Below are 20,908 nucleotides of genomic sequence, written 5' to 3' on the forward strand. Positions count from 1 at the left end.
AAGGTATAAACATAAAAGCTTCATTCAACGGTCAAATAAAAGCCTTTGGAGGAGGCTTTTATAAATTCTCAATATTATTGCGACGTTTATTTTTAAGGTTTTTGTAAAAAGTAGGAGTTAATCCGGTCACTTTTTTAAATTGATTGGATAAGTGAGCAGCACTACTATAATGTAATTTGTAGGAAATTTCGGCAAGGTTCAATTCATCATAAAGAATTAATTCTTTAACTTTTTCTATTTTATGTATAATAATAAAATGTTCTATCGTAATACCTTCAGCCTCCGAAAATAAATTGGCTAGATAAGTGTAGTTGTTATTTAATTTTTTACTCAGATAATCAGAAAAGTTTACTTTTAATTCTTCTCTATAGTGATGTATAAGTTCTATAATTATAGTTTTTATTTGTTCTATCTGGATTGCCTTTTTATCATCCATCAATTCAAGTCCCGATTTCAATAGTATTGTACGAAGCTGCTCTTGCTGTTCAATTGAAATTTTCTCTAAAGTCTCTATTTCGCCTAACTGAACGCTAGAATATTTGATTCCAATCTCCTCAAGATTGGATTTCACCATCATTATACAACGGCGACTAACCATATATTTGATATATATCTTCATTGGAGTGTTTATTTGATTGTAATATGCTGATTTATTCAGGCTTATTTGAAGGAGGATATAAAATATATTGTTTTATATTCTAAATGAGTACAAAAAACGGGTAAGTAATTACACCTACCCGTTTGAAATTATACATCAGTTCGTTTGATTAGTAACGATTTCCACCACGGTTGTTATAACCTCCGCTAGCTCTATCCGTTTTAGGACGAGCAATAGTTACAGTGATCGTCTTGCCTTCATAATCAGCATTGTTTAGCTCATCGATAGCTTTTTGGCCTTCTGCATCATTAGGCATTTCAACAAAGCCGAATCCACGCGATCTTCCAGTTTCTCTGTCTGTAATAATCTTAGTAGATTCTACTTCGCCATAGGCTGTAAATAATTCTTGCAAACTCTCGCTTGTTGTGCTAAAGTTTAGATTCGATACGTAAATGTTCATTCTTTTTATTATTAATTATTATTGGAGACATCCTTATTGGTTAGGCCGATCCTTACAGCATTCATCATGCCTCTTAGACCACTTTTCAAATTGGATGTTACCATATTATTGCTAAAATATCTTTGTTTATATAGAAATAGCTGTTCTGCGATTTATATCTTTGATTTATGCAATCTGATATATTTATCCACTCGGGCATCTATTTCCTCCTGAGACAAATGCGCCGGCAGTTCAATTGTTGTCCTTTCGCTAATTATGACATGAATAACAGACCCATTTTTTTCCTTTACATTTTTCAATACAGATTCAGCCTGCTGAGTGGCCGAAGTTCTTTCAGAGCGAGTTATCTCTCCCTCTTTCCTGTTTATCGAAGAGCTTTGTTTTGCTGCCATTTTTGTTTTTTTAAAATCTGCCTTTTCTATTTTTACAAATACGAAAGAGTTGTTCAATAGCTATCATTTCATCTGTTTTTCAGAAACCATATCTTTATATATTTGAGCTATTCGCAATAAGCGGGATGAACGATCATTTTCCGAAATAACAGGGTGATCTTTAAGTATAGTTATAATTTTTTTTCTTAATAGAACTAATAACAAGAGGTCTGAAGATGTTTTATCTATTGTTATATTTATATTTCTTCTTGCTATATATTGGGTCAGTTTGTCATATTCATATTTTGCAACATCAATCAGAGTTTCCCCTTTAGTAAGGAGCTCAGAGATAATTGTTTCGGGAGAATCCAATTTTAAGTTTAAAAACTCATCGTATAATAACCCCGCATTATTTGCAAATAGTTCTCCAACATTCAGTAATTCTCCCATTCTCACAGTAAAATCATGTACATCGACAAACTCACCTTCCTGAAGTTTCAATCTTTCATTTGTAGCTTCCAATAACCGTTGAATAGTTATATCTCCCGATTTTGTTATAAGCCCTAACTGATCGATCAAAAGCTTTTCATCTTTTGATAAATTTCCTTTCCGGGGCTTATATTGCAAGTCATGTTCAATTTCATTATATACATGTGACAATAGGCTGCAAACCTGAATTTCACACGTCGTATTTTTTAAATTAAGATTATCGATAAGATATTCGGAAGGTAAAGCTACCTGACAGTGAGTCGCTTTATAGTATTTGCCATTATCGCCATTCTTGTCTTTAACTTCAATTCTGATTTTATCATTACCCTTACCAATAAAAGTTCGCCGAATCTCCTCTACGACTTTCGGCCTGTCTGTTTCCTGATAAGTTATAATACGCACACCTGCAAGGTCGCTAATTCCATCAAATACACTGTTTACAGTTTGGTATTTGCTGCTTTTCCTTAATTTCTCTGTCAGACTTGTCGGACTTTTAGCTCTGTGTTGAACAGTAGCTCTGACAGTCAGATTCTTTTCGACTATGATCTGGCATATATCAAAAACTATATCGGCCAGTTTTTTATAACGATCATATTCTCTGATGTATCTTTTGACGGTTTCTTCTATCAAATTATCATCCATGAGATAGAACTATTGCTGATAATGCTACTTTTTCTGCTATAGCAAATTCTTCTTTCAATTTGCACACAACTTCTTTAACGCTACTTATTTTCTGGGCCAGATGAGCATTTATTCCGGCAAAAGCATATCCTTTTTTCATATCGCCTTTAGATGCATTGAATAATGCTTTCATTATACAATAGGGGCTCTTAGTATAGTCACAAGTTTTTATACAATGTACCGGACAGTTTTTAGGAACTTCTAATCCTTCGGCAACACGTTTGAGAAATTCTCCTTTGATGGCACGCCCGGGCATCCCTACGGGACTGTTGATTATCATTAAGTCGTCTTCTTTAGCTGTAAGATAGACCTGCTTGAAGGCTTCTGAAGCATCGCATTCCTCTGTAGTAACAAATATTGTTCCCATCTGTACAGCTGATGCTCCCATTTCGATAAAACGGTATATATCCCCTCCTGAAGATATCCCACCTGCGGCAATAACTGATATCGTTTTTATTTCTTTATATGAAGCTACCGTTTTTATAACTTCTGGAATTATTTGTTCAAGAGAATACTGCTCATCATCAAGTTGGTCTCTTTTAAATCCTAAATGCCCTCCGGCTTTTGGTCCCTCTACAACTATCGCATCCGGCAAATAACTGTAGTTATTATACCATTTCTCACAAATTATCTTTGCGGCACGGGATGAGGAAACAATAGGCACTAATTTAGTTTTGCTATCGGCAGTTTGATAGGATGGTAAATCCAACGGAAGGCCTGCACCTGCAAATATTATATCTGCTTTTTCAGCGATGGCGGTACGTGCCATATCTGCAAAATTAGATAAGGCAACCATTATATTGACACCAATTATACCTTTTGTCTTTTCTCTGGCTAAACGCAATTCTTCTTTCAGTCCCCAAATACTATTCTTTATGAAATTTCCGTGACCTTTATGAATGAGGCCTAAACCAGCACATGATATAACACCTATACCTCCTTCATTAGCCATCGCCGATGCTAAACCGGATAAAGACACACCTACACCCATTCCACCTTGGACAACCGGAAGTTTTACTTCCATATTCCCTATAAAAAATGATTTCATCTTATTTACAAAAATGTGTCATGATCAACCGCATTATAGGCTCTCATAACTGATTAATACTATAAACAAGCGAGTTGATTTTGTTGTCGATTTTGACGATGGGAAGATCCGCAAACAGAGGCGGAGCAAATCATTGTGAAGAAAAGATACAATAAAAACTATATTGTTAGACATGTAAGATACGGAAACAAATCGACTTATTTGTTGTTTTGTAATATCTTATTAAAATATTTTCATTTTTTTATTTATAACTTTAGCATAAACATTGATATATTCGATCATTTTAGTAATACTCTCAACCTGAATCTCGCTGAAAGTAATAAAATTCTGAAATAATAAGGGAGCATATGAAAGTATATATTCTTAGAAAACCCCAAAAGACATGCAGAATACCTTTTGAAGAAATGGAAATTGTATAGAAATGCTTGTTCATATACAACAGAATTCTTATCTATAGTTTGCGACCAACTTCTTCAAGTGAAAATTAGAAAAAAGTACAGAAAAAGAAACATTAGAATAAAGCATTTTATATCTTTGCAAAGAATAAGTCGCTCTTTGTATAGTGAGGAAATTAAGCATATCTAAGAACTAAGCTGGTTTCTAAATCGTTACCTGTCGAAAGGCGAATGCTACGTAATCGATTGATTAATAGATAATAATGGGCTTTATTATGTCTTGCTGTGTGAAACGTAAGATTCTTCTGTATCCCGCATAGGTCGCCGATTTCCTTCAGATATGAATTCAACTTCTGATTACTGATAACAGGAAGTATTTTTCCATATGGAAGTTTCCCTTTATACTTATTCAGAATCATTTTAGGGATTTCTAGTAAAGGTACATTTACATCAACTCCAGTTTTCTTCCGTTTGGTCATAATCCACAGATTCCCGTCAAATGATTTGCGGATGTGTTCTTCTTTAAGTCCGGCTACATCTATGTAGGATAAACCGCAAAAACATGAAAAAATAAATAAATCCCTGACATGTTCGAGCCTTTCAGAGACAAGGTTTAGTTCAAGAATCTTTTTGATTTCATCTTCTGTCAGGTAGCCTCTATCCACTTTGCTCAAGCGGATTTTATAGTTGGCAAACGGGTCACCAACAAGTAAACCATTATTTCGGGCAATCAGGATAATCCTCTTGAAGAATTGCATGAACTTGGCTGTGGTATTAGCATTGCACTTTCCAATCGTTTTTAGATAAACTTCAAAATCAGTGATAAACATCAGGTTGATTTCCTTCAAGGCAACGTCAGACAGGCGGTATCTGTGTTGGATGAAGCTTTCTAAATGTTTTCGGGTTACTTCATACTTCTGATAAGTAGATGCTGATTTGGATATGTCAATAAGCTGTTTGACATCGTTGTTATGCCTTTCAAACAGGTTTAATACAGTTTCATGATTCTCAGTATGCCCTAAGAACTCGTTCTTAACCTTCTCGGCAGTTACATAGTTATCACGCCTTTGTTGTTCGTGATAGATTCGATTCAGGGATGCTTTAATATTATCCAGCAGTTCGTTGATTTTTCCGGCAGACTTTCCGCTTGCCTTGCCAGCCTTTACACTCCAGTTATCGGGGAGGATGCTTTGTTTTGTGCTGAATTGGCTAATTTTTCCGTCAACGGTAACTCTTGCCATAATCATAACCTCTCCATTTCGCTTTTCAGCACCTTTTTTTAGGTAAAAAAGGACTTTGAATGTACTCTTCATAATCTCACTTTTTAATGTTACAAAATTACTTTTAATGAATTAATAGTGAGATATATACAGACTGTCCAATTTTGGACAGCAAGAGGTCATTTTCAGACAAATCGTTACCTATTTTGTCCAGAGAAGAAAGGGTAACGATTTAGGCACAAAAGTGTGTCTTTTTAAGGCTTTTTCGTGTCCTTTAGGAAGGACATATAACAAATAAAAAACCCTACAAGTTATTGACTTGTAGGGTTTTGTCCGTTTTCTGTCTGTTTTTGTCCAGACCTTTCAGCGGAGAGAGAGGTTTGTGAACCTTTCTCCTTATGTCATACTATACAGTGTTTTATAATTTCAAAGAAGCTATTGGTTACTAATTAGTAACGCTTTTTCACAGCATTCAAAGCAGTTCATGTCTATGAATCGTCCGCCTTATCTCTAGGAACAAAGATAGTGAGAAATAATGACTTATCTACTTCATCTTTATATCTTTTTCATGTTAGACAGTGTCGAATAGGCCCATATATTATCTATTGCTATCAAGAATTTTAAGACAATATTTTAATCCTTTCAATTCTCCTCTTAATTCATTCCGATTGCCTACTGTATCATCAAAATTAATCATCCTATTTTCAATAGATTCTATTCTATCAATAATCTGGGTTCGTACTTCATTAAAAACAATATCTGCATTTAGAATAAGACCCTTAATAGGTTCTCTATTTTCTATTAACAAACTTAATTGCTTGTAATATTCGTCTTTCAAATTCTTGAGATTTTGCGGATCATGCAATAATTCTATTGTTAGATTGAAGAGTTGCCTCATCACCTCTTCCGGCAAAGTATCTAATTCTTTCCTTGCTGTATTTCGTCCTCGAATTCCCCTATATCGGGAAAAATTACAATAAAAATTATCTATATCATTATTAATATCTATAGTTACGTGCTTAGAATCTGTAAAAAGATATAGATTACAGGCTTTTATGCTATATTTAAAGTAATACTCTCCATTTTCTGAAAAAGATTCACTCAATTTACGAATTGTACTTGTATAATATGAATTGAATATTTCAGGAATGATACGTTTCACCTTCGCATATTCACTAGCTAAAGTTACTTCTGATTTATATTCCTCACTATAACTAATTTCAATATTGGGAGCGTATTCCCAATCCTCATTAATAGATACATAGAGGTACTTATTGACAAGTTCTAATGTATCTCCTCTTCTAATATAGGGAGAGATGCTTTTTATAAGGTAACATTTATCTTTCATAGCACACTGCAATATTTTAATCTGTAAGAGTACAAAGAATAGAAAAAAAGATGATTGAGTATTTATTCAATACAACTTATATAGGAACTTATTTTAGTGGCTTTGGCTGTGTTTACATAATTGACAAATAACTTTATTATTATCAGTCATAGCCAATTATTCATTCGTGATTATATAAAATCCGTTCCCTGTTCTCTTTAAAAGCAAATCGGTTGCACCAAGTAATGATAGTAACTCCGAACTATTAGCCAATTTAGTCTTCTCTATCCCTGGCTGAACAACATATATATGAAACTCAATATCGCAATAATTAGAAAGCAACATATTTTGGATTATAAGTAATTCATCGTCTCCACCTTTCTCGTATCTTGACGGATTTCCTTGTGCAAGCCGGTTGCTATTCCTGCGGTTCATGTGGTTCAACAATTCTATTGCATTGTGTCTCCAATGATAACTTCGTTGAGCTTGCCCACATACTTCATATAAATCTTTTAAACGTCCTCCAGCTTCATCTTTAGATGAAAATTTGCAATGATATAATTCAAAAATGAGCTTATTATGTTCTGACTCATATCCTTTGATTGCAATAATATCACTTGCTTCATTTGCATCGTCGTCATCAAAAATGATATTATACTCTGGTTCATCTTTCAATCCTTCAAGTATTCGATGCTGTATTGAATCTTCTCGCTTGATTTTCTTCTGAGATTCCTTCGTAATATCAATACCATCCCAATTATATGGAATTATCTTATCTGTATCAAAAATTGATGATTTATAATTGAACAAGAAGAATAAGTCATTGTACATTTTCGAGTTATCTTGAAACCATACTGTAGGAGGGTATTCAAAAAACAAATCAGTAATGTTTTTGCTTTCTTTTCTTTGATTTACAATAATTGGATTACCTTTAATGAGGGTATATCTATATCCACGTCCATTCTTATCCTCATCTAATTCCAACCTATATGAAGAAGCCCCAGTTCCTATAATAATATCAAATTCAACAGTATTAGAGGTATAGTCCATCAACTGAATACTATGGTCTATTAGTAAACTAGATCCGCAAACTGCTGATTGTGGATCATAATAAAATTTCTCATGCCATTTAATAGATATTGGAATTTTCGCCTCCGGGAATTTAGATATTCTTTCAGGTTTTTGAATAAAATCGAATATATTTTTTGTATCAATCGTTTCATCTAACAGTTTAACTCCAGTCTTATCACACCATTCACAATAATCAGGAATTGATTTAACCAACTTTGTCCAAACACGCCCTTTATTTGAGCAGCCAATCGTTATTTTTTCTCCATCCTCATAACCTGTACCAAATAAATTCGAACTATGCATTCCTTTATCAATTTCACTCAGTCCTTTGACTATTCCATTTCCGGCATACATTGTAAAACTAATCGGACCATCCAAATGGGATTTTAATCCAAGATTAAACAACTCTAATTGAAATACATTATGCAAAACCCGATATATGTCACCTTCATTGTAAAGAGAAATATTTTTACCAACTAGTGCTTCTGCGAGTTTATCATGAGTAGAACCATTATTAGAACTGTTAATATATAAAAGTTTCTGTTCAGGATTCAAATATGCAATGTATAGGTCATATTCGGTATTAATTAAGTCGTCGATTTTTCCCCAAGGAACTTTTTCCGTACTTCGTGCTATAATTATCTGTAAATTCTTTTTATTATGCTCAACTGCAATTGTTTCATATTTTTTATTTTTGAAATATTCAATATATTTTTCAGGGTGCCACAGGACATTACTGTCATATAATTTAAAAACGACAGTACTCATAGCAGGCATAATGTTTCGTATTGGAATTTTGTATGGTATTGGCACATCAGAAAAATTTTTAAAGAAATTTTCTTCCTTGACAATATTTCCAATAATATCTTCATTTGATTGGCTTATGATTTTGTCCCAATCCGAATCTTTACGATACAATTCGCTTAGCACTCCTTTAAAGCTATTATCGACGATGTTAGCTATAATAGTAGCCGGACCAAGGTTACTTCCAGTTGTTCTTGTGAACCTTCCAATAAACTGAAATGACGTGGTAATGTTTTTATGCATCTCATGCATTGCGCAAATTTTTAATTGAGGAAGATCAAACCCTTCTCCAAGCATGTCTACACAAACAATAATTCGATGTCTTTTTTCTTTAATACCTTCAAGTATTTCCCGCTGCAAAGTTTTTGATATACCACTATGGATAAATACAGGAGAATACTCCGAGTATTTTTTATATATCTGCTCGTAAACTTCTTCTGCTTTCGATCTCTCATCTACACGAGCCATTAAGATATGGTCATATCCAGCTTCAAGGTCTCTTTTTAGTGTTTCAATAGCCTTTTCTGCAATTTTTTCATCAGCTGTAGCGGGATTGAAATCTACAATAGGGCTAAATATGATTTTCTCATAATATTTGTCTCTTTGCGCTAAAGATAGAGGATAGTTATATATAGTTTCTCCTTCAATCCGGCCTCCATCATTTCTGAATGGTGTCGCGGTGAATAGTAATACTGGTTTTCCCTCAGCCTCAAAATTTAATTTTATTTCTTTCCATGTTTTTGCTGCAATATGATGGGCTTCATCTACAATCAAATTATTGCATTGCTGAACAATCAACTTGAAAATATCACTTTTTCCATTTTTAAGAAGATTAGTCAAGATTTGAGGTGTAGAAATAATTACATTAGCATCTAATATTTTCTTTGCATCTTCAATCGTATCAATGGTTGTTTTAAGTACAGATACTTTAGGATAGAGAGCTGAATCATTTACAACCTCAAATGGTTCAATTTTCAGAATACCCAACCCTATATATTTATTGGAAATTTGTGTCCGTAAAGAATCTGTTGGAACAATAACTAGTGTTCTTTCATTTTGATTTGCTATTGATAGACAAATCATTGTCTCTGTTTTCCCTGTTCCTGTTGGCATTATAACCAAAGCTGGTTTACTTGAAATACTCCAATGTGCTAAAATGGAATGTAATGCACCGATTTGTGGTGGGCGTAGCCCATATTGTACAATGTCACCTATTTCATTTCGTTTCTCTTGTTTGTATTGAAATGCATTATGCCATGACGAGGCTATCTTAGAATAAGATGGATGTTTGCCTATAAGAAGTTTCTTCTTACAATTTTGAATAATTTCTAAAGATAGTTTTTGATTCTCATCTAATTGAAGATAAAATACAGCATCAAAACCTTCTTTTGGATATTTATCTTTATTCTTTGAAAGAAAATAGATAAATCCATTCATCGTACGAAAATCATAGCCTAGAAAGTCTTCGCCTATATACTTTTTAAGGATACCTTTTTCTTTACCGATATAGTAGCTCTTTTTGTTTTTTCCGACTGGAATAGAAATCTTGACGGAAAAATCAATATATACGTGTTCGTCTGGAAATAAACTATACATAATTAGATTTTAGATTGTTACACCATAAAAATAATCAAAACTATTATAAATATAGAGATTTACAAACGAAATTATCAACATGTTAATAGAGTTTCTGTAGACTTTTTTAAATTAGAAACGAATGAGATTTGACCATCTTAGAAGGAAAGTTTTTTAGTAAAAACTATCAAAATAGTAGGAAATTATGAAGGATATAGTTTACTGAATTGATTAATCTCAGAACACAACAATTTAAGAACCGAGGGAAGAACTTAAAGTGATCTGAGCAAGACCGTCATTTTTTTGCCTAAATAGCTTATTATCGGTGTTTATTATTCTTTCAATATAACGCAGGTAGCGATTAGGCAGCATATGAAAAAGACTCAGCCATATGTGTGGCAACATAATGTTATTCAAAAAATTATATGTAAATATGACTATTCACTGTTGAAAAAGCAAGAACTTAATAATGAAATACTTGCTAAAGCCGATACTGCAAGCTTTTACTCTAATTTTAGATATCTATCCGAAGTACTTTTCCTCTAGAAGAAAGAAACGCTTGGCGTGGATAATCTTGTTGAAGCTGGGATCTTATCGATTTATTTCTTTGCTATCTTTTAGGGAATGCTTTCCATAACGGTATTGATACAACGCCACTTGTAGCTTTTTCTTATCCGACTTAATAGGAGATATGACCGCAAAGTACATCTTTTTTGCATCCTGATCTATCTCTTCATTTTTGTCTCGGGTCTTTTGATCTTCCCAACTTCCCAGAGTTTGCATACAAACATGCTTCATTTATAAAAAAACAGTATTTTTGATTGCATACCTGACCCGAATTAAACTCTTTATTCATTTTATAAAACGATATGGAATTAATTTCAATACCTATTTAATTTCATTTCCTTAATACAAGAGGAAAAGCTATTACAGGGATAGTGAAATTCTCTTATATTTGCATAAAAAAACGAAGCTATGTCTCATTGTTTTTTGCAGGTAAACGGTAAATTAAAATATTCTTCGAAATATAAGCGGATTATTAGTTATATCTTAATTTTAGTCCTTGTCGTTATTGGGCATTACTTTCTAATGCAAATTTCATTGGAATCTTTTCGATATACCCGTCGGTCAATAATGTCGATGTTATGTATCCTATGCTTAGGTGGGGTGATGATGCTCATGATAAGAACAAACGGGGGGCGAGCTCGGATACTGTTTGCCTTTTTGATGTTCATGGTTGGTTTGACCAATTTACTTTCTCTTATCAATGGCCTAATCACCGGATATGTAGGGGTAGTCGAATATAAATTTATGTCGATTCCCATGCTTATTTACGGAGCCATTTATGCTTATATATTCCTCTTGTATCCTATAGAATCCTTTCGCCCAGGATGGCTTACGTTGAGGCGAGCGCTATTACTGTTTCTTCCTATCATTGTTGTCGTAGGAGTGTATCTGTTTGTGTCAAGAATACAGAATGTGCCGATGCCAGTACCAGCGATTAACAATTGGATATTCTTGATTCATAATTTTTGGAACTTTAATGTGTGGTTCGGATTACTTATACTTGCTTATCCAATTTTAGGATTAACGATTATGCTTCGATATCAGAATAAATATAAAGAATGGTGCGAAAATAACTACGCATCAATAGAAGACATGGATGTAAAATGGTTAAGTGATTATATTTTTAGCAATTTTGTCATTACACTTTCATGCGGGATCATTGTATTTAGCAATGATGTTCGTAGTATTTTGATGCATAATATTATTTTTCTATTCTTTTTCTTGTATGGTTTTTATCGTGTTCTATTACGCAAAAGCCCTTATCCCGAAGGTTATTTCAAAGAGAGCTTAGATGAGGCTAAACTTGGGGCCAGAGAGGCAATGGAGCTTGATGAGGAATGCAAGTGTAAGGATATCCAGATCGATATATCAGAGAATGACTTAAGTACAAAACTTTTATTTGTCAATAAACTACCAGAGTATATGTGTAAATTGGAATTATGGATGCAGACTGAAAAGCCGTATTTGCGCAAAGACTTTAAATTGACGGATGCAATGGCAATACTACCACTGAATCGTAGCTATCTCTCACGTTTATTTAATGAAGGATACGGCGAGAGCTTTTATCAATTTGTAATGCGTTATCGTATTGCGGAGAGTAAAAATTTGTTGTTGTCCCGTCCCGATTTGAACATCACTTCTATTGCAGATCTGTCAGGATTTAGTTCTCTTTCTGTATTTGGTAGAGCTTTTACTCGGGAAACAAATTGTAGTCCTATGCAATGGCGCAACAAAGAAATGGCGGAAAAATATAATGAGCCTTCATTCTAATTATAAATTTACTCTATACCACATTAAATAGATTGCTGTCATATCTCAACTCTAATTTAAACAGATAGTTTTCAATTGCCTATTTATCTTTACAGAATCAATATATTTTCACAATTATCACACAATGAAGCTGTCCTACTTACAACAGCTAAAGGCAATTTCTGAGGTTTTCATAACAAAGCATCATTTTCCATATTATATAAACATCTTTACTGATCTGTCTTCAAATGGTAATTGAGAGTATCTAAATACAGGTTGAGAATACTATAAAAACGAAAGCAGTAATCTTTTTACCAAGAGCAAATACTTTTTTATGCATAGCAAATAGTCTATTTGCAGGACAGATTGAGTATCTATACTTTTATCAAACGAAGATTAGAGCTACAAAGAAACTGTCTTCTTAATTGTAGCGTCTGAATGAAACATTGCATTTATATATGATTTTGTTGAAACAATTAACCATGAGTTCAAACGAAAATTACGGAGAAAATATACCAGATCAGGCTCTAATGATATCAGTTATTAGCGAGCATTCTGTTATTCATGGATCTATTGATAACGCAAAGGCTATTCGTATAGAAGGAATGATAATAGGAGATATACGGCAAGCGGATACTGTTCTCGTAGGAGAGACAGGGAGAATACAGGGAAATGTTACTACAAAAAAACTTATTGTTTTTGGTCATATTGAGGGTGATATTCTAGCATCTGAATCTGTGTCTATAAGATCTTCAGGCCAGATAACAGGCAAACTTATGACCCATAGCTTGAATCTGGATCATGGCGCTATATATGATGGCGAAATAATAATGGGTCCATCCTCTCCTGAAAATATATAATAGTATATAATTCTAGTATTGTAAATTTTTAATTGTTAAACACTTTTATAAAAAAAACTATGTACGAAATCCAATCCTTTCCGAGTTTAGTTGAAATCAATAACACTGTCTTATCCCAAACCTCCAAAGATCTACTCCATGGTTTGAAGGTTCTGCATAATGACAAATGGTATATTTGCGGAGATTTAGCCTTGAGTGAAGGGCAGCTACCTCATAAACTGATAAATTCTTCCCCTGATGATACTGATTTTCAACTTCTTGCGAAAGCGTCAATCTTATTAGTTCAAGATCGAGTAGAACAGCCGATAATAATTACGACTGGCTTTCCTTATTCAACTTACTATATCTATAAAGATAAAGCGATTGAATTCTTTAAAAGAACCCATTTACTAGATTATGATGCATCTACTCATAATGCGGGGAATAAGAAAAAAGTTGTACTGGATGTACAGAAGGTCGAAGTTATTCCAGAGATTGTAGGATGTACAATCGCAATACGTAAAGGAGAGCCTAAAGCTTCAGGTAGTTTCTTTGTTTTTAGTTGTGGTTTTGGAACATTCGAGTCTATTTTAAGTACAGATTCGGGGATCATAGAACAGACGATGGTAAGTACACATGGAATTCGTTATGCTGTAAATCTGATGATAAACGAATTAAGGAGTAAGTATTATCTGGAACTGAGAAATGTACACCAGCTTGACGATGCCTTCCAACGTGGATACATTTTTCTAAATCGTCAGAATATAGATTTAAGAGAAATTCGTAAAAATGTGATTCAGACGTACTATCAAGAAGTCGTCTCTCCTAATCTCCGTAATATTATTAATGATTCCAATCTTGTGAAAACGAATCGTATCTACTTATGTGGCGGTGCTATGTATTATCAAGAGTTAGTCGACTGTTTTATCGCAGAGTTTGGGCATTTTACTGAAATAACTGTATTGGATAATCCAGAAACATTGGCAAGTAAAGGGTATGCTCTTAATTCATTACGAGCAAGTGGCAAACCCAAATCAGCAATTGGTATTGATATAGGGAATGCAACTACAATCGTGACGAATTTTGTAGGTGAATAGTATAAATACAGAGCATAAAAAATGTTTCTAATCAAACGAAAGAAAGTCAAAATAATTAAAGAAGATGTTGCAGAAGTAGTTGTATTATATAAGGATATAATTGTTTTGGGTGCATTTCGTTTTACAGGAATGCAAACGGGGGACTTCTTTGTAAAGGGTACAGCAACGATAGATCTTTCTGCGAGCGTGGAAGGAGACGTAACTGCTATGGACTGTTGCATCAATGGTGTAGTTGAAGGAAATGTGCGTTGCGCAAATAATTTATGGCTAGGAAGCTCGGCCATTATCAAAGGTTCAATCATGGCCCAAAAAGCTGTTATGGAAACTGGATGCAAAGTTAATGGAGCTGTGTTATTAGCACCGAAAGTAGAAGTTTCAACATTAGTTGCTAAAATAATAGAAGCTGAAAAGATTATATTAAAGAGGGATATATCCGAAATTCAGGAGATTTTTAGTTCAGAAGCAGACATCCCGTTAAAAAGTGCTTTTATTCCCAGCATTAATACTTTGACGAAAGAACAGGAAATTATAGATGTAAAAAAGCCTGAATCATCTCCTGTGCAATTCGTAGATAAGAATGATGATTGGTGGTGAAATAGGTTACAGAAAAGGTATTAGAGAAAAACTTTGTTTTGGAGAGGGGGGACATCCCTCCTACTTGGGACTATCCCTAATTTTGTGTAAGGGTCAACTACAAGGTTGAAGCTTTATCATATAAATTCTTTCAAATCTCCCCCCCAAAAAAAAGCGGAGGAGTTTGAAGGAATTTTTCTTTTATCGGTTCATTCTTTCTCCAAAGATAACCAAAAACTGATTAAAAATAATCCTCCAGTACCAAACAGGCTGAGTCCATTTTTTTTCTCAATCTCACTGATAGCCAGGTGTTTCCATATAACTCACGGATTCTGGAGTATGTTCCAATCAATCGGGGTAACCAACAACAAATGGATTCCCCGCCTAAAAACAATTGCCGTAATTTATTCCCATCTGATTATGGTCGGTTATATACTTATTCCGGTTTATTTTTTCCTGGGATTCGGAGATGTATGATCTAGCTTTTTTTACTTACAAAAATAAATCAAAGTGAATATATTAATTGTTGCTGTCTCAGCATTGAGTATCAATATAATCCTTGGAAAGTATAGGACACGATTCAAAAAAATGACAATCATGTGGTGGGTTATGATACACGCCTCCATACCATTAATTATACCTTTGCGAATTTGGTTAGATACACCTAAAATAGCAATTCCGCTTTTTATAGGATTGGCTATAACCGGACAGCTTATCGGGAGTAGGCTCCTACTTATTAAAAAAAAATAATATAAAGGCGGAAATATAAATATTTGAATTTTTAAGTCTGCAGAACTATTTATGGTCCATCCAAATATAGCTCTGTTAGTTATAATTTTAAAATACGACATTAAATTTTGTCTTTTACTTATTATTGATTTTGCAGTTAATTACCGATTTTTGATTTAGATGTTTCTATTCTTTGCTGGGTATATTTTGTATATGCAAAGGTTCTTTACATAATTGATGTAAATTATTATGAGAAGAAAATATATCTTTGATGATTAATTCAAATTTCTAATAATGAAAATTCAGAATATACGCTCTGTGGTATTACCTAAAGAGTTTTCTTTTTATTCCAACCTGAAGAAAGAGCAAATAGAGAAATATAAATACCCCGCCAGATTAAACGCCGGATTATTTATGATTATCCTTAAAGGTAGATGTGAGATGTCTATTAATTTAGAGAATTACACAATTACTGAAGAATCGATAGTCACTGTTTTTCCGAATAGTATCATTCAGATGAATAACTATAGTGATGAGTTCGATGCATACTATTTGGTCATGATACCGGGATATATGAATAATATAGGCCTGATCCAATCGATTATGCCTCATTTATCTACTATTATGGATAATCCCGTATTAAATATCGAATCGAAAATAGACCGGGATTTATTCTTGGATTATTGTAAAATATTTCAGAGGATATACGAAAGACAGCGGTCTAGTCCTGCAACAGAAGTCATTCAAGGGCTAATGTCAACTCTCATTTACGGACTATTACGGATATGGGAAATCAAACTGAAAAAAACAGTAAAACCCGGGGATGACAAAGGAATACGAAACCGAAAGGAAACAATATGCCATCAATTTATACAATGTCTATTGAAGAACTACAGAGAAGAAAGAGTAATCTCCTTCTATGCCGATAAACTATGTATATCAGCCAAATATCTCAGTGTTGTAATAAAAGATATCAGAGGTAAGTCTGCTCTGAATCTGATAAATGAAGCAGTAATCTTGGATGCCAAAGCACAACTGAAGAATTCTGATTTAACTATATTGCAAATCTCAGATACACTTAATTTCACCAATCCGTCTTTCTTTGCCAAATATTTCAAAAAACATACAGGCATGACACCTAAGGAATACCGTATCAGTTAACTTCCGCCTTTTTTTTATCATTTTTCTTGCCGTGCCTGTGATGTGAATAAGGTATCAGGAGAACGACAACGATACAGACAACTCCACCGTAAATAGTCCAGCCCGATATCTCCTTTAACGCCGCCAAAGTGGTTTGAATCTGTATTCGCCCTTTTACCGATTGTGTCGCCATTATCTGAGCATCTTCTACACTTTTGCCTTGCAGCATACTGCCCATTTGGGTTTGCGTAAACGTTCCTGCAATTTCAGGATTGAGCATGTCTACGTTTTGAGATAACCGGCTGGCATAATACAACTGCTTTTCATTCAATACATTTGTGTATAAAGATGTACCTAAAACAGGTCCTATAACCGAACGGAAGGCTAACATTACAAATATCCAGGTGGTGAGATATGCCATATTCAATTTGCGCATCCCCCAAATGCCGGCCATAGCATAAAGAATAAGCATGCCTGCTGAACGAATAATAACAGGAAAAATCATATTTTCGTATAATCCCATGCTTTGTACCTGAAAATACATGTATGCCGCAGCAATTGTTATACACAGGAAACCTATGCTAAAGATGTATTTGAAGTGCATGTTCCATTTTGCCATCAAAAAAGCAATTATGGCTCCAATCATATACCCCACCAAACTATAATTGCTTAATACTGCATTCTGCCAATTATCAATTTTCATCGATATGCCGACAAATGTACTCACAAGCATCGAGCTAGAATTCAATACCATGAGCATAACAAACACAGACAATGCAATGATGACATTCCGGAAAGAGAATATCTTTAAGTCTAAATAAGGTCTCTTACCATACATTTCTAAAATGAGAAATACACCAGTAGATATAAATAATATAATTAAAGAGTAATTTATCAGCGGGCTGTCGAACCAATCCAGTGTTTTGCCATATATAAAAATGAAACTAAATGATAATAATAACAGTGACGCACATACGGTATCTCCAAATTTAATCAGAGTCAGGCGTATGGGCTTTATTCTTTTCTGATAGACCATGGTGACCTCTACCAATAAGAGGCTAATAAGGGCTATTGCAATCATAAAATAGTACACATACTGCCACTGAAAGCTAAAGGCTAGCCATGCTGTAACAAATGAGCCGAGCTGGCCTACCGTCAGAAAAAACAAGTATAAAAAAGGCAATGCCATCGCCTTTATTTTTTCGAATTTCTCTTCCATTTCTTCAGGTCTCTGCTCTGTCGAAGGTTTCAGCAATGGTACGATGTCTCTTCCCGCTATATAGCCCAATAGACCGAACAATGTATTGAATATAAGTATTATACGGATGAATCCCGTGAAAAAACTACATATCATAAGCATTGGTATCGAAGTTGTTCGGGCACAGATATAACTTATTATGACCAAAACCGTTAGTCCCAGCAGATAAGTCATTTTGGAACGCCTTATTTCCAGAAACAGAATTGTGAACGGCGTAAAAACAACCATCCCCACGGCTGTGGCAAAATTGGCATACTGTATATGTTCGGTCATGATGCCCAGGCTACCTACCATTTCGCCTACATTACTTGTATAAGCTCCACTGATAAATAAAGCGGGGACAAACATGAGAATATAAATAAATATGCCCAGCGGTTTGGGAACCCAGCTATGAAAAGGGAAATTCGATCTTTTCATTTCTTTACTTTTGCATTTACTACGGCCATCATTCCGGCGGCTAACTTCATATTATCTTCGGACGACAGATTGTCAAATTCGATACGTATCGGAATCCGTTGTTGTATTTTCACGAAATTACCCGTCGAATTATCTGCCGGCACCAGCGAATATTTTGCTCCGGTAGCATTAGATATTTCTGTAACTTTTCCTTTAAACTCTTTCTTGTCAAATGCATCAATCGTAATAGTCACATCTTGTCCAATATACAGATTCTTAATTTGTGTTTCTTTAAAATTTGCCACTATCCACTTTTGGGTATTGGGAATGATGTATGTCATATTTTGCCCGGCATTGACCAGTTGCCCTTCCTCTAATGCCCTGCGTCCTAAAAACCCGTCACAGGGAGCAGTAATAACTGTATATGACAAGTTGAGCTTAGCCATATCCAATGCTGCCGAGGCCCGCAGGATAGAAGCCTCTGAGTTTCCTCTCCGTTTCCGGACTTCGTCAGAAGACGATTCTGCTGTCCTTTTCTGTTGTTTGAGTGCATTCAAACGAGCAGTTGTAGCATCTAAATCTGTTTTTATTTGTTCCACTTGTATCGGTGTAGTTGCATTCCGAGACAATAGATTCCGATACCTCGTATAATCGGTTTCTAATTTTCTCAATCTTGCTTCCGTTTCTTCGATGTTCGAATCGAAAACTATAATATTACTTTTCGATGTATTTACACTGGCATCTATAACCTGTGAGCCTGCCATTGCATCTTGCAAAGAAGCTTCGGCTTCTTTTAGCCTTATTTGGTATTCGCGATCGTCTATGACAAGCAGCGTATCTCCTTTTTTTACAAACTGATGTTCGATAAAATAAATTTTATGGATATATCCGGGAACTTTTACATTAATAGGCGAAACATATTGCTCTACCTGGGCATCATTTGTTACCTCATTGCTTTTAAAATGGAGAAATACATCAATTGCAAAATAGATTCCCACGGCTATAATAACTAATCCTATTGCACTCATAAACCAACGGGTGGTACGTAGTATCCTTAATTTTCTCAATTCCTTTTTATGATTGCTTGACTCTGACATATGATTTCTTTTTTAATATTATTAAACGGAATTTATTTGTTTGAAAGCTCGTCCAGTTTGCCTGTTAACTTCAACAGCTGCAACTCGGTGATCCTACAACTATAATGTGCATTGATAAAATTATTCTGCGCATCGGTCAGCCTCATCTCATCCTGCAATAATTCAGTCATGGATACTATTCCTTCTTTATATCTGTCGGCTGTAACTTTATATACATCCCCGGCCAACGAATAATTGTCTTTTTGTTTGGTGTAATTCCTATAATTATTCAACCAGTCATTAATTGTATTATCATATTGTGTTTGCATTTTTTTCTCTGTATCTTCAATCTGAAATCTTATTTTTATATAATCCGAATTTGCTTTTTTTCGATTCAACTGTTTGCTGAATCCGTCAAAAATCGGGATATTGAGAGATACGCCCCAATAAAAAGAATTGTACCATTTATTCAGGCTGTTAGAGTTATTGGAATGGAAATAATTATCAAAATGATCAGTATAGTTCGTATAAGATAACTGCCCCACTAATGATAATGTGGGAATGTAGCCCTGATTAATAGCTTTCTTTTGTTTTTCGACTATATCTTTTTGTGAGTAGAGTATTTTAAATTCGTTCAGATCTTTCGATAAACCGGACAATTCAGGCACAGTCATTTCGTCTGCACTGACATATACGAGTCCAAAATCAGACTCTAAAGGCAGATCCAGAATATATTTCAGCAAATTCAGTTGCTGTTGGTACATTGCTTTTGCATTTTCGCGCTGTACGGTCAGGTTCTCTATATTGATATTAACACGTTTCAGATCCACATCCATCGCCATACCGTTGTCAAAGAAAGCACGGGTTATATCGGCCAATGCTTTCAGGCGAGCTATATTTTCATCCGTCAGACGGATTTGCTCAACGGTTGTTTGTGCCAAATAATATATTTTGCATATTTCGATGGTAATATCTTCTTTCGCCTTTTCGTATGAATAGTGTGTCAGTTCTTTCATCTTTTCAGCTATAGAGATACTCGTATAGAGGGTTTGGTTATATAAAGGCATTGAGAGTTGTGCCCCTACCGAGGTATTGTATCTCAAGCCTTGTGTTGTCATATAGGGCATATCTACCCCTAACATGGTTCCCATCCGGGATCCATCAGTAACACTGGTACCTACATCTACATTATTTGTAAAATTTCCAAAGCCGTTGATTACAGGTAATAATTTGGTCCGGCTTGCGGAGTGTTCGTAGCCGGCTTTTCGGATTTCTTCCGATTGGCTTTTAAGCGACAAGTTATTCTCTATTCCTATCCTAATACATTCATCCAGCGTCAGTATATTATCTTGTGCCATAATAAATGTATTGAAGAATAGTGTGGTAACAATAAATAGTGATAATCTTTTCATATTTTTTATTCTATGCATATTTCAAAATATAAT

At 34.5% G+C, this 20,908-nt stretch carries 17 protein-coding genes; 5 read left to right on the plus strand and 12 right to left on the minus strand.

From position 1 onward, the window contains the following. Positions 1–58: 58 nt before the first annotated feature. The 9 genes from HMPREF9456_RS14290 to HMPREF9456_RS14330 form a co-directional block, all read right to left on the minus strand. Positions 59–619 (minus strand): helix-turn-helix domain-containing protein, encoded by a 561-nt coding sequence (locus HMPREF9456_RS14290; RefSeq protein WP_006844262.1) that lies wholly within the window; start codon positions 617–619, stop codon positions 59–61. A 148-nt stretch (positions 620–767) separates the two neighbouring features. Next, complete coding sequence (locus tag HMPREF9456_RS14295) at positions 768–1,058, minus strand: RNA recognition motif domain-containing protein (RefSeq protein ID WP_006844263.1); 291 nt, start codon at positions 1,056–1,058, stop codon at positions 768–770. Between the two features lie 152 nt (positions 1,059–1,210). Further along, positions 1,211–1,450 (minus strand): hypothetical protein, encoded by a 240-nt coding sequence (locus tag HMPREF9456_RS14300; RefSeq protein WP_006844264.1) that lies wholly within the window; start codon positions 1,448–1,450, stop codon positions 1,211–1,213. Between the two features lie 63 nt (positions 1,451–1,513). After that, positions 1,514–2,560: a GTP pyrophosphokinase gene (locus tag HMPREF9456_RS14305; protein ID WP_006844265.1), complete on the minus strand. Its 1,047-nt coding sequence runs from the start codon at positions 2,558–2,560 to the stop codon at positions 1,514–1,516. Continuing rightward, entirely contained in the window at positions 2,553–3,647 is a 1,095-nt protein-coding gene (locus tag HMPREF9456_RS14310) for an NAD(P)H-dependent flavin oxidoreductase (RefSeq protein WP_006844266.1), read from the minus strand. The genes HMPREF9456_RS14305 and HMPREF9456_RS14310 overlap by 8 nt, the downstream gene beginning before the upstream one ends. Before the next feature lie 571 nt (positions 3,648–4,218). Then, a complete protein-coding gene (locus HMPREF9456_RS14315) occupies positions 4,219–5,355 on the minus strand; it encodes a site-specific integrase (protein ID WP_006844267.1) in 1,137 nt (378 codons plus the stop codon). 505 nt (positions 5,356–5,860) lie between these two features. Next, positions 5,861–6,610 carry a hypothetical protein gene (locus tag HMPREF9456_RS14320; protein WP_006844268.1) on the minus strand — a complete coding sequence of 250 codons (750 nt, stop codon included), beginning with the start codon at positions 6,608–6,610 and terminating at the stop codon, positions 5,861–5,863. A 156-nt stretch (positions 6,611–6,766) separates the two neighbouring features. Then, a complete protein-coding gene (locus HMPREF9456_RS14325) occupies positions 6,767–10,060 on the minus strand; it encodes a DEAD/DEAH box helicase (RefSeq protein ID WP_006844269.1) in 3,294 nt (1,097 codons plus the stop codon). A gap of 570 nt (positions 10,061–10,630) precedes the next feature. Continuing rightward, entirely contained in the window at positions 10,631–10,837 is a 207-nt protein-coding gene (locus tag HMPREF9456_RS14330) for a hypothetical protein (protein WP_245531035.1), read from the minus strand. 177 nt (positions 10,838–11,014) lie between these two features. On the opposite strand from HMPREF9456_RS14330, the gene HMPREF9456_RS14335 reads away from it, so the two are divergent. The 5 genes from HMPREF9456_RS14335 (at position 11,015) to HMPREF9456_RS14365 (ending at position 16,754) form a co-directional block, all read left to right on the plus strand. Continuing rightward, positions 11,015–12,376 carry a helix-turn-helix domain-containing protein gene (locus tag HMPREF9456_RS14335; RefSeq protein WP_006844272.1) on the plus strand — a complete coding sequence of 454 codons (1,362 nt, stop codon included), beginning with the start codon at positions 11,015–11,017 and terminating at the stop codon, positions 12,374–12,376. 461 nt (positions 12,377–12,837) lie between these two features. Then, complete coding sequence (locus HMPREF9456_RS14340; protein WP_006844273.1) at positions 12,838–13,215, plus strand: bactofilin family protein; 378 nt, start codon at positions 12,838–12,840, stop codon at positions 13,213–13,215. A gap of 59 nt (positions 13,216–13,274) precedes the next feature. After that, the gene (locus tag HMPREF9456_RS14345) at positions 13,275–14,291 is read left to right on the plus strand and encodes a ParM/StbA family protein (protein WP_006844274.1); all 1,017 of its coding nucleotides are present in this window, start codon (positions 13,275–13,277) and stop codon (positions 14,289–14,291) included. A 21-nt stretch (positions 14,292–14,312) separates the two neighbouring features. Then, positions 14,313–14,885: a polymer-forming cytoskeletal protein gene (locus HMPREF9456_RS14350; protein WP_006844275.1), complete on the plus strand. Its 573-nt coding sequence runs from the start codon at positions 14,313–14,315 to the stop codon at positions 14,883–14,885. A 1,002-nt stretch (positions 14,886–15,887) separates the two neighbouring features. Next, positions 15,888–16,754 (plus strand): AraC family transcriptional regulator, encoded by an 867-nt coding sequence (locus HMPREF9456_RS14365; protein ID WP_006844277.1) that lies wholly within the window; start codon positions 15,888–15,890, stop codon positions 16,752–16,754. Here HMPREF9456_RS14365 and HMPREF9456_RS14370 read toward each other — a convergent pair. The 3 genes from HMPREF9456_RS14370 to HMPREF9456_RS14380 are packed head-to-tail and all read right to left on the minus strand — an operon-like array spanning position 16,747 to position 20,875. Then, the gene (locus tag HMPREF9456_RS14370; protein WP_006844278.1) at positions 16,747–18,408 is read right to left on the minus strand and encodes an MFS transporter; all 1,662 of its coding nucleotides are present in this window, start codon (positions 18,406–18,408) and stop codon (positions 16,747–16,749) included. The genes HMPREF9456_RS14365 and HMPREF9456_RS14370 overlap by 8 nt on opposite strands. Then, entirely contained in the window at positions 18,405–19,484 is a 1,080-nt protein-coding gene (locus HMPREF9456_RS14375) for an HlyD family secretion protein (protein WP_006844279.1), read from the minus strand. The genes HMPREF9456_RS14370 and HMPREF9456_RS14375 overlap by 4 nt, the downstream gene beginning before the upstream one ends. Positions 19,485–19,516: 32 nt before the next feature. Beyond that, positions 19,517–20,875, minus strand: coding sequence for a TolC family protein (locus HMPREF9456_RS14380; RefSeq protein WP_006844280.1), 1,359 nt, complete (start codon positions 20,873–20,875; stop codon positions 19,517–19,519). Positions 20,876–20,908: the final 33 nt, after the last annotated feature.

Source organism: Dysgonomonas mossii DSM 22836 (genome assembly GCF_000213575.1).
In the GTDB taxonomy this organism is placed as follows: Bacteria; Bacteroidota; Bacteroidia; order Bacteroidales; family Dysgonomonadaceae; genus Dysgonomonas; species Dysgonomonas mossii.

Coding starts and splice junctions, on each gene's coding strand:
- HMPREF9456_RS14340 (WP_006844273.1), top strand. CDS start 12,838: ATGAGTTCAAACGAAAATTACGGAGAAAATATACCAGATCAGGCTCTA.
- HMPREF9456_RS14330 (WP_245531035.1), bottom strand. CDS start 10,837: ATGAAGCATGTTTGTATGCAAACTCTGGGAAGTTGGGAAGATCAAAAG.
- HMPREF9456_RS14305 (WP_006844265.1), bottom strand. CDS start 2,560: ATGGATGATAATTTGATAGAAGAAACCGTCAAAAGATACATCAGAGAA.
- HMPREF9456_RS14350 (WP_006844275.1), top strand. CDS start 14,313: ATGTTTCTAATCAAACGAAAGAAAGTCAAAATAATTAAAGAAGATGTT.
- HMPREF9456_RS14295 (WP_006844263.1), bottom strand. CDS start 1,058: ATGAACATTTACGTATCGAATCTAAACTTTAGCACAACAAGCGAGAGT.
- HMPREF9456_RS14310 (WP_006844266.1), bottom strand. CDS start 3,647: ATGAAATCATTTTTTATAGGGAATATGGAAGTAAAACTTCCGGTTGTC.
- HMPREF9456_RS14300 (WP_006844264.1), bottom strand. CDS start 1,450: ATGGCAGCAAAACAAAGCTCTTCGATAAACAGGAAAGAGGGAGAGATA.
- HMPREF9456_RS14370 (WP_006844278.1), bottom strand. CDS start 18,408: ATGAAAAGATCGAATTTCCCTTTTCATAGCTGGGTTCCCAAACCGCTG.
- HMPREF9456_RS14365 (WP_006844277.1), top strand. CDS start 15,888: ATGAAAATTCAGAATATACGCTCTGTGGTATTACCTAAAGAGTTTTCT.
- HMPREF9456_RS14320 (WP_006844268.1), bottom strand. CDS start 6,610: ATGAAAGATAAATGTTACCTTATAAAAAGCATCTCTCCCTATATTAGA.
- HMPREF9456_RS14290 (WP_006844262.1), bottom strand. CDS start 619: ATGAAGATATATATCAAATATATGGTTAGTCGCCGTTGTATAATGATG.
- HMPREF9456_RS14315 (WP_006844267.1), bottom strand. CDS start 5,355: ATGAAGAGTACATTCAAAGTCCTTTTTTACCTAAAAAAAGGTGCTGAA.
- HMPREF9456_RS14375 (WP_006844279.1), bottom strand. CDS start 19,484: ATGTCAGAGTCAAGCAATCATAAAAAGGAATTGAGAAAATTAAGGATA.
- HMPREF9456_RS14345 (WP_006844274.1), top strand. CDS start 13,275: ATGTACGAAATCCAATCCTTTCCGAGTTTAGTTGAAATCAATAACACT.
- HMPREF9456_RS14325 (WP_006844269.1), bottom strand. CDS start 10,060: ATGTATAGTTTATTTCCAGACGAACACGTATATATTGATTTTTCCGTC.
- HMPREF9456_RS14335 (WP_006844272.1), top strand. CDS start 11,015: ATGTCTCATTGTTTTTTGCAGGTAAACGGTAAATTAAAATATTCTTCG.
- HMPREF9456_RS14380 (WP_006844280.1), bottom strand. CDS start 20,875: ATGAAAAGATTATCACTATTTATTGTTACCACACTATTCTTCAATACA.